A 13,926-nucleotide genomic window follows, 5' to 3' on the forward strand; every position below is an offset into this window, starting at 1 on the left:
CCATGCAGCTGGTTGATGCCCATTGCCATTTCGACTTCCCCGAGTTTGATGGGATTCGTGACCAGGTGTTGGCGGAGGCCAGAGGCCGGGGAGTGGAGGCGTTGGTCATTCCGGGTGTTCGCCGGGCGGACTGGGCGCGGGTTCAGGCGCTGGCTTCACCGGATAGGGGGCTCTGGATTTGCCTGGGAATTCATCCCTGGTTTGTTGGAGAGCACAGTGAGCAGGATCTGATTGTCCTCGAGGCGCAGCTCGCCGACCTCCCCGAGGGCTGCGTAGCGCTGGGAGAATGTGGCCTTGATGCTCTTCATGGTGAACTCGCCGCGCAATTGCCTTGGTTCCAGGCGCAGGTTGATATTGCCGCGAGGGTGAAGTTGCCGTTGGTCATTCACTCGGTGCGCAGCCATGATGAAGTGCATGGGTTGCTGCGCTCTTCCGGTTGGTCTGGCCGGGCCTTGGTTCATGGCTTCTCCGGAAGTTACCAGCAAGCCAGAAAGCTGGTGGATCTTGGCTGTTATATCGGGGTTGGTGGTGTGATCACCCACGATCGGGCGCGTAAAACCCGCGATGCGATTGCCAGGTTGCCGGTCGAGGCCCTGGTGATCGAGACCGATGCGCCCGACATGGCTCCGGCCGGTGTGGCCAAGGGACAGAATTCACCGATTTACCTGCCGAGGGTACTGCAGGCGTTGGCGGAGCTGAGGGCCGAGTCGGCCGAAACGCTCTCTGAAGCCTTGTATGATAACGTTCGACAGTTGTACGGCTGGTGTTGATGCCAGTGCAGAATAGGGGATTGACGAAACACAGTGAGGCAGGGTTGGTTTTCCTGACTGCTTCGAGTATACTTCGCGCCCTGGCTTTTCAAGGCGATGTCACTATCTCAGCCCCGAATGGTGGCGACGTCAACATACAGGTATGAACCTCCTCCGGATGCCTTGCATTTACCGGTGGTGGTTTTTAACGTTTCTTATATAGCGTTCAAGGCGGAATCAATGAAGACTCTGAGTGCGAAACCAGAAACAGTAAAACGTGACTGGTACGTTGTAGACGCAGCCGGCAAGACGCTGGGTCGTCTGTCAACCGAAATCGCCCTTCGTCTGCGGGGCAAGCATAAGCCTGAGTATACCCCTCACGTGGACACTGGCGACTACATCATTGTTATCAATGCCAGCCAGGTGAAGGTTACCGGCAAAAAGGCATCGGCAAAGATGTATTACAGCCATACCGGCTTTCCGGGTGGAATCAAATCCATCAACTTCGAGAAGCTGGTTGACAAGGCTCCCGAGCAAATCATTCAGAAGGCCGTAAAAGGTATGCTTCCGAAGGGTCCGCTTGGTCGCGCCATGTTCAAGAAGCTGAAAGTGTACGCAGGCGCTGAGCATGCTCATGCCGCCCAGCAGCCCAAAGAACTCGACATCTAACGGAAGGCGAATATGTCTGTAGCACAAAATTACGGTACTGGTCGCCGCAAATCATCCACGGCTCGCGTCTTTATCAAGCCGGGTAGCGGTAACATCTCCATTAACGGTCGCACCATCGAAGATTTCTTCGGTCGTGAAACTCTTCGCATGATCGTTCGTCAGCCGCTGGTTGTTGCTGAGTCTGCTGATCGATTCGACATCACCATCACCGTAAAGGGCGGTGGTATCAGTGGCCAGGCTGGCGCAATTCGCCATGGTCTGACTCGTGCGCTGATGGAATACGACGAAACTCTGCGCCCTGCGCTGCGTAAAGCGGGTTACGTAACCCGTGACGCCCGTAAGGTTGAGCGTAAGAAGGTTGGTCTGCGCAAGGCGCGTAAGCGTCCGCAGTACTCCAAGCGTTAATCGGCGCCATTGCCGATGGAAAAACCCGATCCTATGGTCGGGTTTTTTTATGCCTTGAAGGTCGCCAGATTTTTGATCTGACGCAGGGATAGGCTCTCAGTTGAGCCTTTCCGGCTTGTAAGCGAGGGGTAATTTCATTACCATTTCAGCGCTTATATTTTTGGGTTGTGAAGTCCTTTTCGAAGCGCAGTGCCGGTTTTTCCGCGTCTGTGCCTCGCCTGATGGGAGAAAACCATAATGAGTAATGGCGACGTGAACCAAGGTCGACGCCGGTTTTTGATCGGTGCAACGTCCGTGGTGGGTGGTGTCGGCGTCGTCGGTGCAGCGGTCCCTTTCGTGGCGTCCTGGAATCCCAGTGCGAAAGCGGAAGCGGCCGGTGCTCCGGTAACCGTAACTGTCGACAAGATCGAACCTGGACAACAGATTACCGTCGAATGGCGGGGTAAGCCGGTGTGGATTATCCGGCGCACCGACGAGATGCTTGAGAACATTGAAAAGCTGTCTCCGCGAATGAAAGATCCTGAGTCCGAAGACCCTCAGCAACCGGCTTACATCACCGGCGCACAGCGGTCCATCAAGCCGGAGTTTATTGTCCTGGTGGGTATCTGCACGCACTTGGGGTGCGTGCCAAGCTATCGCCCGGAAGTGGCGCCGGCTGACTTGGGTAGTGAATGGTTGGGTGGTCTTTTCTGTCCGTGCCATGGCTCCCGATTCGACTTGTCCGGTCGTGTGTTCTCCAATCAGCCGGCTCCGCTGAACCTTGAGGTTCCGCCGTACCGGTTTGATGACGATGCGACCATGACCATTGGTCTTGATCCGGAGGCAGCGTAATGAACAAACTGCTTAATTGGGTAGACGAGCGTCTGCCGGTTGTCGATGCTTGGAACAAGCATGTAGGTAAGTATTACGCTCCGAAGAACTTCAATATGTGGTACTTCTTCGGTTCGCTTGCCATGCTGGTGTTGGTGAACCAGCTGGTCACCGGAATCTGGCTGACCATGAGCTATAATCCGTCTGCGGAAGGTGCGTTTGCTTCCGTTGAGTACATCATGCGTGATGTCGAGTGGGGCTGGCTGCTTCGTTATCTGCACTCCACCGGCGCGTCAGCGTTCTTTGTGGTGGTCTATCTGCACATGTTCCGTGGTCTGATGTACGGCTCGTACCAGAAGCCGCGTGAGCTGATCTGGATCTTCGGCATGCTGATCTACCTGGTGCTGATGGCAGAGGCATTCATGGGCTACCTGCTGCCCTGGGGTCAGATGTCTTACTGGGGTGCTCAGGTTATCGTTAACCTGTTCGGTGCAATTCCGGTAATTGGTGAAGACCTGTCTCTGTGGATTCGTGGTGACTACCTGATTTCCGGTATTACCCTGAACCGCTTCTTTGCCCTGCACGTGGTTGCATTGCCGATCGTACTGCTCGGTCTGGTGGTGCTGCACATTCTGGCGCTGCACGAAGTGGGTTCTAACAACCCTGACGGTATTGATATCAAGAAGAACAAGGACGAAAACGGTATTCCCAAAGACGGCATTCCGTTCCACCCGTACTACACCGTACATGACCTGTTGGGTGTGGCGGTCTTCTTCTTCATCTTCTTCATCGTTGTGTTTTACTTCCCGGAGATGGGCGGCCTGTTCCTGGAGAAGCCGAACTTCGAACCTGCGAACAGTCTGAAGACGCCGGCACACATCGCACCGGTATGGTACTTCACTCCGTTCTACGCAATGCTTCGTGCGGTAACCGTTGATCTCTTTGGTCTCGATGCCAAGTTCTGGGGTGTGGTTGTGATGGGTGCAGCAATTGCCATCCTGTTCGTGCTGCCATGGCTCGACAAGAGCCCGGTGCGGTCTATCCGCTACAAGGGCTGGATGAGTAAGGTTGCGCTGGCCATCTTTGTCGTCAGCTTTATCGTCCTGGGCTATCTGGGTATCGTTCCGGCCACCGAGGGTCGTACCATCGTCGCCCAGATTCTGACAGTGCTGTACTTCCTGTACTTCATTCTCATGCCGTTCTACACGCGCATGGAAAAAACCAAGCCAGTACCAGAGAGGGTGACAGGATAATGAGAAAGCTGATTTTTGGTCTTTTCATCGCAATCCTGCCGGCTCTCGGGCTGGCGGCTGCTCCCGGCGGTCCTCTCGACACCATGAAGCCGGATCACACCAACAAGGAATCACTGCAGCGGGGCGTGGCATTGTTCACCAACTACTGCATGGGTTGCCACTCCATGGAATACGCCCGTTACAAGCGGGTGTCGGATGACCTGGAGATTCCGGCGGAACTCTACGAGGAGAACCTGATCTTCACTGGTGCCAAGATCGGTGAGTTGATGCAGATCTCCATGAGTAAGGATATGGCTGCCGGCTGGTTCGGTGCTCCGCCACCTGACCTGACTCTGGTCACGCGTGTGCGTGGTGAATCCTGGGTGTACTCGTACCTGCGAGGTTTCTACCAGGATGACACTCGCCCACTGGGTGTGAACAACGTGGTATTCGCCAACGTTGGTATGCCCCATGTGATGGTCGAGATGCAGGGTCTGTGTGCCGTCGAGCCGAAGATTGGTGTCGGCGCCTCGGTTGAGCCGCTTAGTGGTAACATCAATAACGCGGATGTCTGTCCGGAATATGCCATCGAAGGCAATATGTCGGGTGCAGACTTTGACCGTGCCATGTGGGACCTGACCAACTTCATGTCTTACATGGGGGATCCGGTGAAGGTCGAGCGTGAGCGTCTGGGGATTTTCGTGCTGATCTTTGTGGCGATCTTCTTCATCTTTGCGTACCTGCTTAACCGCGAGTACTGGAAAGACGTGCACTAAGATTTAGGGTATAATCCCGTATCCTGAATTCCAGCGGGTCGGTAAGGTCCGCTGGAATTTTGCGTTTGTGGATTGTTTCGATTTTTAGAATCGTGAGGTAGCTATATGGGCGTTGTGACCAAGCGGTCATCAATGACGTTTTTCTCGGATCCGGCCAGTCATTACAGCCACCGTGTTCGCATTGTTTTGGCTGAAAAGGGTGTAACCGTTGATATCGTAGACGTGGATCCGGACAACCCGCCTGGAGAATTGGCGGACCTGAATCCGTATAACGCCCTGCCTACTCTGGTGGATCGGGATCTCGTTCTGTACGAGCCCAACATCATGATGGAGTACCTGGACGAACGTTTCCCGCACCCGCCATTGTTGCCGGTATACCCGGTCGCGCGGGCCAATAGTCGCCTGATGATTCACCGTATTCAGAAAGACTGGTGTGGCCTGGTTGATCAGGTTCTGGCGCAGCCGACGGGCAAAGCGGCAGATGCGGCTCGTAAAGAGCTGAAAGAGAGTCTGCTGGCAACAGCGCCTCTGTTTGCGGAAATGCCGTTCTTCCTGTCAGAAGAGTTCACTATCGTGGATTGCTGCATCGCGCCAATTCTCTGGCGCCTGCCGGCGCTGGGCATTGATCTGAGTGACAAGCAGGCCAAGCCTATTCAGAAATACATGGACAGCATCTTTGCCCGGGAAGGTTTCAAGGCAAGCCTTTCAGACCTGGAAGAAGACATCCGAAGCTGATCGGCAAGCCCGCATGGCGGGGCAGGAGTGGTTGCAGTGCCTGATATGAGTGTCACTATGACGTCTAGCCGTCCATACCTGGTACGATCCCTCAATGAGTGGATTCTGGATAACGACTGTACCCCTTACATCGTGGTCGACGCGGGTGTGCAGGGTGTTCAGGTGCCGACAGAACATGTCGCCAATGGTCAGATCGTCCTGAATATCAGCCCTGGCGCGGTTCGGGGATTGGTGATCGGTAATGGCGCGCTGGAGTTCAGCGCGCGCTTTGGCGGTGTGCCCATGCAGGTGTTTATTCCGTTGCAGGCGGTCATGGCTATCTACGCCAAGGAAAATGGTGAAGGTATGGTGTTCGGCAGTGAGCCGGGTTCGCCGGATCCTGATGGCGGGGCGGATACAGATGCTCCGACGGGCAGGCGCTCAGATGAGCGCCCGAGTGGGCGACCAACCCTGAAAGTGGTGAAATAAAAAAAAGCCGGCGAAAGCCGGCTCAGACTGCTGACAAACCCTCGCCATTTCGGCGGGGGTTTGTTGTAATTGGGGTATCGACTTTTCAGAGGCTGCCCCATGCTCAAAGAGCCGTCCCCGCAACAACACGAACTCGAGATGGTCAGTCTCGAATCGCTGGTCCCCGACAACCACCTTCTCCGCAACATTGATCAGTACATCGATTTCGAATTTATTCGTGACCGGGTTCGACATTTGTACTGCTCGAACAATGGTCGGCCGGCACTCGATCCGGTGGTGCTGTTCAAGATGCTGTTTCTGGGCTATCTGTTCGGCATTCGCAGTGAGCGTCAGCTGGTGCGGGAGATACAGGTTAACGTGGCCTATCGTTGGTTCTTGCGCTTCAACCTGACCGACAAGATTCCGGACGCCTCTACTCTGAGCCAGAACCGCCGGCGGCGGTTCCAGGACACTACCATCTATCAGGACATCTTTGATGAGATCGTGCTCCAAGCCATGGGCTATGGCCTCGTGGGCGGCGAAGTGTTGTACACCGACAGCACGCACCTCAAGGCCAACGCCAACAAGAACAAGTACGATCTGAAACAGGCGGAGGAGAAGGTGGCGGCCTACCTGAACAGCCTGGAAGATGCCATCGAAGGCGATCGCAAAGCCCAGGGCAAAAAGCCCTTGAAAACGAAGCTGTCCGAGCAGCCAGCCAAGACCAAAGACACCAAGATCAGCCGTACCGATCCGGACAGTGGCTATATGGTTCGGGAAGGCAAGCCCAAGGGCTTCTTCTACCTTGATCACCGCACCGTCGATGGCCGCAACGCCATCATCACCGACAGCTACGCCACGCCGGCCAACCTGCACGACAGCCGCCCCTACCTCGACCGGCTCGATCGACAATGTGAGCGATTTGGCTTCGATGTCTGGGGTGTAGGCCTGGATGCGGGTTACTACACGGCAGGTATCTGCAAGGGCCTGGAAGACCGGGGCATCTATGGGGTCATGGGTTACCGGCGACCAAACAAGCCCAAGGGCTATCTCCCAAAGCGGGCCTTCACCTATGACGCTGAAGCGAATACGTATCGCTGCCCGCAAGGTCAGCAACTGATCTACGCCACGACCAATCGGCTGGGCTACCGTGAGTACAAGTCCAATCCGGCTCACTGCAAAGACTGCCCACTATTAAGCCAATGCACGCGCAGCGCCAACCACGTCAAAGTGCTTACCCGGCATGTCTGGCAGGACAGCAAAGACCGAACAGATAGTTACCGGTTAACCCCGTGGGGCAAGGCGCTCTACAAACGACGACAGGAAACCGTGGAGCGGTCGTTCGCCGATGCCAAACAGTTGCATGGTCATCGTTACGCTCGATTGCGAGGGCTCTCGAAAGTGCGTGAACAGTGCCTGTTGGCCGCCGCTGCCCAGAATATGAAGAAGATCGCGCAGATCCTGGCGCGTCTTTTATGGCTCAAATCCCTTGGTATACCTGGGTTACAGAGGCCCATCCGGGAATGGGCCCAAAAACTGGCCGATCTGGAGTGTTGGGAATCCGGTCGGGATTATTGGACTCAATCCATCGCCAACGGAATTTAACAGCGTCCAAACGCAACGAACCCCGGAAAAACCGGGGTTCGTCAGCAATCTGAGCCGGCGAAAGCCGGCTTTTTTGTTATCCGCCAAACAGTTTGTGGTCAACCAGGTCGCATAAGGTGTTGATGATCAGCAACATTAACGGTGTGGCTTCGTGGGGGGCAAGGTCATTCAGGGCAATTTCATGATCTTCCGGGTGCATCAGAGAGGTAATGTCTGATTTTTCCCGGGCGCTCAGTACCACCACCTGCATCTCCCGGTCGTGGGCGGCCTGGATGGCCTGGATGAGGTTGGCCTTGTGCCCGTCATCGACAATGACAAACAACAGGTCGCCGGGCTTGCCGATGGCGCGAACCTGTCGGGAGAAAGTGTCGTTGAACCGATTATCCCTGCATATGGCCGAATAGGTGGTGGCATCTGCGCCGAGATTGATGGCAGGCAGTGCCGGACGGTCCTGCTCAAAGCGGTTCAGCAGTGCCGTGCAGAAATACTGGGCGAGGATATTGGCGTTGCCATTGGCACAGGCGATGAGCTTGCCGTCCTGCAGCAGGGTATTTACAAAGGCGTCTGCTACATCCTCGATATCTGGCCCGGCGGTGCTGGCGGCCTGGGCAGTCTGTTCCATGTGGTTGGCAAACCACTGGTTGATCTTTTGTGCAGTGTCGGTCATTGGTTCGGTTATTCTGCCTGGATTGCATTTTTGATCCATTGTACCCGGTATTTGCGCACCGTACCCGGCATGATCGCGACGACGTCAATTCTGGAGGCGATGTTCCACAAGCCGTGCCTGTGCAGGTAATAAGAGGCAGCCCGGAGCAGTCGTCGCTGCTTGCCATAGGTGATGGAGCTTGCTGGATCGACCAGGCTGCCATCGCCGCGATAGCGAACCTCGAAGAACACCAGGGTATCGCCGTCCTGGCCAATCAGGTCAAGTTCTCCGCCCCGGTTGTAAACGTTCTGCTCCAGAATGGTAATACCGTTTTTCATCAGATAGCGGGCGGCTACCCCTTCGTAGTGACTTCCTATGGCGCGCTTGCCTTCCATGGCTTGTGTCCTCTACAGGCGTTGGCTGTCGCCTTGTTCAGTCCCCCGGGAGTCTTCCAGGGTAGGAATCTGGTTGAGTTCCGGGGCGAGGACCGGGCGCCCATTCTGGAACTGTGCCCAAAGTTGATGGCGATGGATGGCGCCATCCGGGGTCATGGTGAGGGTGCCCGTCTGGCCATCAATGGCGGCGCCTTCAACTTGCCGTAGAAGTGGCAGTCGCTTGCTCAATTGCCAGGCGTCGGCCCCCATGGCAAACAGCCGGCCCAACTGGCCCCGGGTGCCGCTGAGATTCTGCTCAGCCTGGGTTCGCAGCGGATTGTCTTCGGCCAGGATCCAGGGGATGTCAGTAAACGTCACCCGGTTAAGGTCGCGGTCACGCCCCGGGTCCGGGGTGCCCTCGTAGACAATGGATGGGGAATATACCGGCAGGTCACCGGAGAAATAGAACGCAAACAGCGGATTGAACTGGCGTGCCACGGTAGGTTGCGCAACCAGCACAATGGCCTCGGCATCCTGGCGGCGACGGGGCTCAAATTCGACGTTCTGGCCAATGGTTCGTTCAACCTGAATCGCCCGCTGACGGGATGTGGTGACACCGAGCAGATCGGCGGTCACTGACCGGAAGTTGTCCTCCGGGAAAAACCGCTCGATGTCCAGGACGGTGCCGTTATTATTGGCCATGCGTTGAAGCAATGCCTGTTCCACGCGATCACCCCATTCACCCCGGGGAATGAGCACGAGGATCTGGCGGAGCGACTGTGCTGCCAGTTGGTCGGCAATCTGCCGTGCTTCATCCTCCGCAGACAGGCCGAATTGGTAAAGCCCGTCGGGCACCCGGCTGTCCGCTGGCAGGTAGTTTAGACCGAGTACTGGGACCGCGAGCGTGTTTCTCGAGCTCAGGCTTGCCAGTGCGTCTTTCTCGAGGGGGCCAACGATCAGGTCGATGTTCTGGCCAGCCAGCTCCTCATACAGCGCCGTAAAAGGTTTGCTGGAGGTGTCGACAATGCGGATGTCGGTTTTGCTGCGGTCCGCGCTGTCATCACTGAAGTAGGCGGCGAGGAAGCCGTCCCGGATTGCGCGCCCGGCACTTGCCAGTGATCCTTGCAGGGGAAGCGCCAGTACAATGCGCTCCGGCCGGCTGGTGGCGAGTTCCGACAACAGGCGCAGGTCTGTCGGCAGGATTTGTGCTGCAGGGTGCCCTGGCCAGTTGTTCTGCCAGGCCCTGATCAGGCGCCCCTGTTCGTCCAGGCCGACGTCGCGTGCGCGCAAGGTGGTGGCCAACTCCAACCAGCCCTGTTCTTCGAAGCCGATGGCTGTTGCTGAGGCCTCATTCAGCGCCTGCCCCGGGATTGTCCTGAGGTATTGCCAGATCTGATTGTGGGTGTCCTGTGGGTTACTCTGGGTGTCAGTCTGGCTAAGCAGCATCAGGGTGAGCGCCGCGGACAATTGATCATCATCGAGGGCGAACGCCTGCGCTTGTAATTGCGCCGCTCTTGCCATGATGTCTGACGGATAGCCAAGGAAATGGTCTGGTGACAGATTGCCGACCAGTACAGTTGCCCACTCGCTGTCTTGGAGTTCGACAGCGCTGGCCATGGACAGCAGCAATTTCTGGCCGGTTAGCTGGCTGTCGATAGTGTCCAGCTGCTGGCTGCGGAGGATCTGACGCGCCGCCTTGTGGTTGCCCTGGTCCTGGAAATTGCTGGCAATCCGTAGCAGGTAACGCTGTGCTGTCACGGGGTCTCTTTCGCTGGCAGCAAGTTCGAGTGCGCGCTCTGGTGTCTCTGCCACCTGGCTGTCGAGGTTGACGGTGGCGCAACCCGCAGTCAGAAGGATGACCAGGGTGATCAGGGCAAAAGGTGTTCGATGGCTGCGGTATTTAGTCATGGCAGGCTCGGAGTCTCCGGATCATTAGGCTTGTGGTGCCGCTTTATTGGTGGCAAGTTTACCAGCTCCCGGCCCATTTCACATGACATGCCTGTCATGGGCGCCGGGTTGCACGGGAGTGATGCGGCTCCTGTTCTCTATCGGTGGGAGTATGTGTATGTCCGGTTCGGAAAATGTCCGGAAAGAGATGGATGGTGTTCTCTACGTGGTGGCAACGCCAATTGGTAATCTGGACGATCTTTCTGACAGGGCTCGTCAGACCTTGGCGAAGGTCGACCTGGTGGCTGCCGAGGATACCCGCCATTCAGGGCGTTTGCTTCAGCATCTCGGGTTGAGCAAACAGATGATGGCGCTGCATGACCACAATGAGCGTGCTCGGGTAGCCGGTATTCTGGATGTACTGGCCGCAGGGCAGCAGGTGGCATTGGTGTCTGATGCCGGCACACCGCTGATCTCGGACCCAGGTTACTTGCTGGTTCGCGAGGTTCGCGCGGCGGGTTACCGGGTGTCGCCGGTGCCTGGCCCGTGTGCGCTGGTTGCTGCGCTGTCTGTGGCGGGGCTGCCGACCGACCGATTTCTGTTCGCGGGCTTTTTGCCAGCCAAACGCTCGGGTCGGCAGGCCGCGTTAAAGGAATTGGCGCAGGAACCGGCCACTCTGGTGTTCTATGAGTCGCCACATCGCATTATCGATTTCATGAAAGACCTGACTGAAGTGTTGGGGAGTGACCGGGAGTGTGTGTTGGGGCGGGAGCTGACCAAGGCCTTTGAGACGTTCTATAGTGGTCGCGCGGATCAGGTGCTTGAACAGCTGCAGGGTGACCCTCATGGCGCCCGGGGTGAGTTTGTGGTGATGATTCGCGGCGCGGCGCCGACACCCGCCGGAGAAGCCTCTGCACTGGATGTCGATAAACTGCTGGGGTTGCTGATCAAGGAGCTGCCGGTGAAAAAGGCGGCCCGGATTGCGGCGGAAGTCAGTGGGCTGGGTAAAAATGAGTTGTACCAGCGTGCGCTGGAGCTGAAAGATCATTAAGGTCTTGCATGGTGGCGAATGCGGGGGTATTGTCGGCACCGAGCTCGCCAGACAGTCGCCGCCGGTTTCGATCGGGGGAGGAAAGTCCGGGCTCCGCAGGGCAAGGTGCCAGGTAACGCCTGGGCGGCGCGAGCCGACGGAAAGTGCAACAGAAAGTATACCGCCTAAGTGCCTTCGGGCGCCGGTAAGGGTGAAATGGTGCGGTAAGAGCGCACCGCGTGGCTGGCAACAGTCCACGGCGATGGTAAACCCCACCTGGAGCAAGACCAAATAGGAATCCAATGGCGTGGCCCGCGCTGGATTCGGGTAGGTTGCTTGAGGCCTGCGGTGACGCAGGCCCTAGATGAATGACTGTCCAAGACAGAACCCGGCTTATCGGCGAGCTCGCCATTTTCTCTACTGCTGTGATATCCATCCTTCTCACAATTCGGCCTTTATAGCCAAAAAATCTTAAACCTCAGAAAGGCTCTTTAGAGTTTTCTGCAGGTGCTTGTTTTTTCTCCTTTTCTTTACGTCTTTTTAACGATTATCTAAGTTTCCCCTTTGTAACCTCTTGTCATTAAAGGAACTTTCGCCTGTCTGGTGCCGAATGCGGCGCTTGCATTGTCTTTTGCGTGTTTCTATAGTGTGCGGGAGTGGGAAAAAGTGGTTTCAAGTGGTTTTTTGTGGAAATAGTAGCCTTGGATACGGCATAAATGAGCAACTTTCTTGGCAGTCATGCCATCAATATGGACGCGAAGGGTCGCCTGGCGATCCCGACAAAAGTGCGTGAGGAGCTCGCGCACCTTTGTGGTGGCCGTATTGTTCTGACCGCCAATGCTGACGAAGAGCGTTGCCTTTTGCTCTATCCAGAGCCGGAATGGGAAACCCTCAGGCCAAAAATTGAAGCGCTGCCGAACATGAATAAAGCCGCCCGGCGTTTGCAGCGGCTGATTCTTGGTAATGCGGCGCCCATGGAGCTGGATTCTGCTGGCCGCATCCTGGTGCCGCCAACGCTGAGAAGCTACGCGCATCTGGAGAAGAAGCTGATGCTGATTGGTCAGGGTAAGAAGCTGGAGCTCTGGAGCGAAGAGCGCTGGTTTGCTTGGCTGGACGAATCCTCTGGTGATGAAGATATGCCGCCGGAGATGGAGGCGCTGTCCCTATGACCGAAACAGAGCAAGCGTCAGGCCAGCCATTCCGACATCGCTCGGTGTTGCTGGATGAGGCTGTCGATTTTCTGGTTAATGACCCGGCTGGTCGTTACGTGGACGCCACCTTCGGTCGGGGCGGTCACAGCCGCCTGATTCTCGGTCAGCTGGACGCCCAGGGCAGCTTGTTGGGTATCGATAAAGACCCGGAAGCCATTCAGGTTGCAAAAGACCTGGCTGCGCAAGACAGCCGGTTCTTCTGGTACCACGGATCCTTCTCTGAGCTCAATCAGGCATTGGAGAGCCAGCAATGGTCGGCGGTGCAGGGCGTGTTGATGGATCTTGGGGTGTCGTCACCACAGCTGGACGATGCCGCGCGCGGATTTTCGTTTATGCGCAATGGTCCGCTGGATATGAGGATGAATCCCCAGCAGGGCCAAAGCGCTGCCCAATGGCTGGCAACCGCAGACGAACGCGACATCGCAGATGTTATCTGGCGCTACGGAGAAGAGCGTTTCTCCCGCCGTATAGCGCGCCTGGTAGTTGCCCGCCGGCAGGAAGAGGCCATTGAGACAACCCGCCAGTTGGCGGAGTTGGTGGCTGAGGCGGTGCCCAAGAAAGAAAAGCACAAGCATCCTGCAACAAGAACGTTTCAGGCTATCCGGATCTTTATCAATAGGGAGCTGGAAGACCTGGAGGTCGGGCTGACGGCTGCGGTCGAGCGCTTGGCGCCGGGTGGCCGCCTGGTCGTGATCAGTTTTCACTCGCTTGAAGATCGCCTGGTAAAGCGCTTCATGCGGGATCTGGCCCGTGGCCCGAAGATACCCAAGGGTGTGCCGGTTACCGCTGACCAGGAGCGTTCGGAATTTTGCCTGGTAGGTAAGGCCAGCAAGGCCAACGAGCAGGAAATTGCCGAAAATGTCCGTGCCCGCAGTGCAGTCATGCGGGTACTGGAAAGACGAACCAACTAATCGAATTCGCAGGGGAGCGCGACGTTATGGGCGCGGTAGCCATCGAACAACCAACCAAGACCACCAGGCTCAGCAAGCAGCGGGTTCGTGACGGCGTGGCAACCGCCGTGCGCCTGTCCCGGCAGGTTTTCGACACCACGCGGGAGAGCCGGGTGGTGGTGACTCTGGCGTTGGTGGCGGTATTAACACTGTCTGCCATCGGTGTTGTTGTCAGTGCCCACGAAAACCGGGAGTTATTCAATACGTTGTCCGGGTTGCAGCAGCAACGTGATGCTTATCAGCGGGAATGGAGTCAGCTCTTGCTTGAGCAGAGTGCGCTGAGTGCTCATGGGCGCGTAGAACACCTGGCGGCAGAACGTTTCAATATGGTGGTGCCGGGGCGACAGGACATAGTTCTTGTGCCGCTGATGTCTCCGGTTGCGGCGAAATAACGATCATA

The 13,926-nt window shown here is 56.7% G+C and carries 16 protein-coding genes and 1 other RNA gene; 14 read left to right on the top strand and 3 right to left on the bottom strand.

Annotated elements, in window-relative coordinates; translation table 11 throughout:
- Positions 1-2 precede the first annotated feature (2 nt).
- The 9 genes from ASQ50_RS15525 to ASQ50_RS15565 all read left to right on the top strand — a co-directional run bounded on the left by ASQ50_RS15525 (position 3) and on the right by ASQ50_RS15565 (position 7,428).
- The gene (locus ASQ50_RS15525) at positions 3-770 is read left to right on the top strand and encodes a TatD family hydrolase (protein WP_058092409.1); all 768 of its coding nucleotides are present in this window, start codon (positions 3-5) and stop codon (positions 768-770) included.
- Between the two features lie 219 nt (positions 771-989).
- Positions 990-1,418, top strand: coding sequence for a 50S ribosomal protein L13 (rplM, locus tag ASQ50_RS15530; protein WP_022988664.1), 429 nt, complete (start codon positions 990-992; stop codon positions 1,416-1,418).
- A 12-nt stretch (positions 1,419-1,430) separates the two neighbouring features.
- Entirely contained in the window at positions 1,431-1,823 is a 393-nt protein-coding gene (rpsI, locus tag ASQ50_RS15535) for a 30S ribosomal protein S9 (RefSeq protein ID WP_058092410.1), read from the top strand.
- Positions 1,824-2,060: 237 nt separating this feature from the next.
- On the top strand, positions 2,061-2,654 hold the full coding sequence (gene petA / locus ASQ50_RS15540; RefSeq protein WP_058092411.1) for a ubiquinol-cytochrome c reductase iron-sulfur subunit: 594 nt from the start codon (positions 2,061-2,063) through the stop codon (positions 2,652-2,654).
- On the top strand, positions 2,654-3,886 hold the full coding sequence (locus ASQ50_RS15545; protein ID WP_058092412.1) for a cytochrome b: 1,233 nt from the start codon (positions 2,654-2,656) through the stop codon (positions 3,884-3,886). The genes petA and ASQ50_RS15545 overlap by 1 nt, the downstream gene beginning before the upstream one ends.
- Entirely contained in the window at positions 3,886-4,641 is a 756-nt protein-coding gene (locus ASQ50_RS15550) for a cytochrome c1 (protein WP_058092413.1), read from the top strand. Before ASQ50_RS15545 ends, ASQ50_RS15550 begins: the two co-directional genes overlap by 1 nt.
- Before the next feature lie 105 nt (positions 4,642-4,746).
- A complete protein-coding gene (locus ASQ50_RS15555; protein ID WP_058092414.1) occupies positions 4,747-5,376 on the top strand; it encodes a glutathione S-transferase N-terminal domain-containing protein in 630 nt (209 codons plus the stop codon).
- A 57-nt stretch (positions 5,377-5,433) separates the two neighbouring features.
- Positions 5,434-5,844, top strand: a complete 411-nt coding sequence (locus ASQ50_RS15560; RefSeq protein ID WP_197463856.1) for a ClpXP protease specificity-enhancing factor — start codon at positions 5,434-5,436, stop codon at positions 5,842-5,844.
- Between the two features lie 99 nt (positions 5,845-5,943).
- The gene (locus tag ASQ50_RS15565) at positions 5,944-7,428 is read left to right on the top strand and encodes an IS1182 family transposase (RefSeq protein ID WP_076657121.1); all 1,485 of its coding nucleotides are present in this window, start codon (positions 5,944-5,946) and stop codon (positions 7,426-7,428) included.
- A gap of 76 nt (positions 7,429-7,504) precedes the next feature.
- Here the strand turns inward: ASQ50_RS15565 and ASQ50_RS15570 are convergent, their stop codons facing one another.
- The 3 genes from ASQ50_RS15570 to ASQ50_RS15580 are packed head-to-tail and all read right to left on the bottom strand — an operon-like array spanning position 7,505 to position 10,356.
- The gene (locus ASQ50_RS15570) at positions 7,505-8,095 is read right to left on the bottom strand and encodes an SIS domain-containing protein (RefSeq protein ID WP_058091019.1); all 591 of its coding nucleotides are present in this window, start codon (positions 8,093-8,095) and stop codon (positions 7,505-7,507) included.
- A gap of 8 nt (positions 8,096-8,103) precedes the next feature.
- Positions 8,104-8,469, bottom strand: a complete 366-nt coding sequence (locus ASQ50_RS15575) for a YraN family protein (protein ID WP_058091018.1) — start codon at positions 8,467-8,469, stop codon at positions 8,104-8,106.
- A 12-nt stretch (positions 8,470-8,481) separates the two neighbouring features.
- The gene (locus ASQ50_RS15580; protein ID WP_068351562.1) at positions 8,482-10,356 is read right to left on the bottom strand and encodes a penicillin-binding protein activator; all 1,875 of its coding nucleotides are present in this window, start codon (positions 10,354-10,356) and stop codon (positions 8,482-8,484) included.
- Between the two features lie 151 nt (positions 10,357-10,507).
- On the opposite strand from ASQ50_RS15580, the gene rsmI reads away from it, so the two are divergent.
- From rsmI to ftsL, 5 genes are all read left to right on the top strand, one after another.
- Positions 10,508-11,386: a 16S rRNA (cytidine(1402)-2'-O)-methyltransferase gene (gene rsmI, locus ASQ50_RS15585; protein ID WP_058091017.1), complete on the top strand. Its 879-nt coding sequence runs from the start codon at positions 10,508-10,510 to the stop codon at positions 11,384-11,386.
- Between the two features lie 39 nt (positions 11,387-11,425).
- Positions 11,426-11,777: RNase P RNA component class A (rnpB, locus tag ASQ50_RS15590), an RNA gene on the top strand.
- Positions 11,778-12,081: 304 nt separating this feature from the next.
- Entirely contained in the window at positions 12,082-12,534 is a 453-nt protein-coding gene (gene mraZ / locus ASQ50_RS15595; RefSeq protein ID WP_058091016.1) for a division/cell wall cluster transcriptional repressor MraZ, read from the top strand.
- The gene (rsmH, locus tag ASQ50_RS15600) at positions 12,531-13,487 is read left to right on the top strand and encodes a 16S rRNA (cytosine(1402)-N(4))-methyltransferase RsmH (protein WP_058091015.1); all 957 of its coding nucleotides are present in this window, start codon (positions 12,531-12,533) and stop codon (positions 13,485-13,487) included. Before mraZ ends, rsmH begins: the two co-directional genes overlap by 4 nt.
- Before the next feature lie 26 nt (positions 13,488-13,513).
- Positions 13,514-13,918, top strand: coding sequence for a cell division protein FtsL (gene ftsL, locus ASQ50_RS15605; RefSeq protein WP_058091014.1), 405 nt, complete (start codon positions 13,514-13,516; stop codon positions 13,916-13,918).
- Positions 13,919-13,926: the final 8 nt, after the last annotated feature.

Source organism: Marinobacter sp. LQ44 (genome assembly GCF_001447155.2).
GTDB lineage: Bacteria > Pseudomonadota > Gammaproteobacteria > Pseudomonadales > Oleiphilaceae > Marinobacter.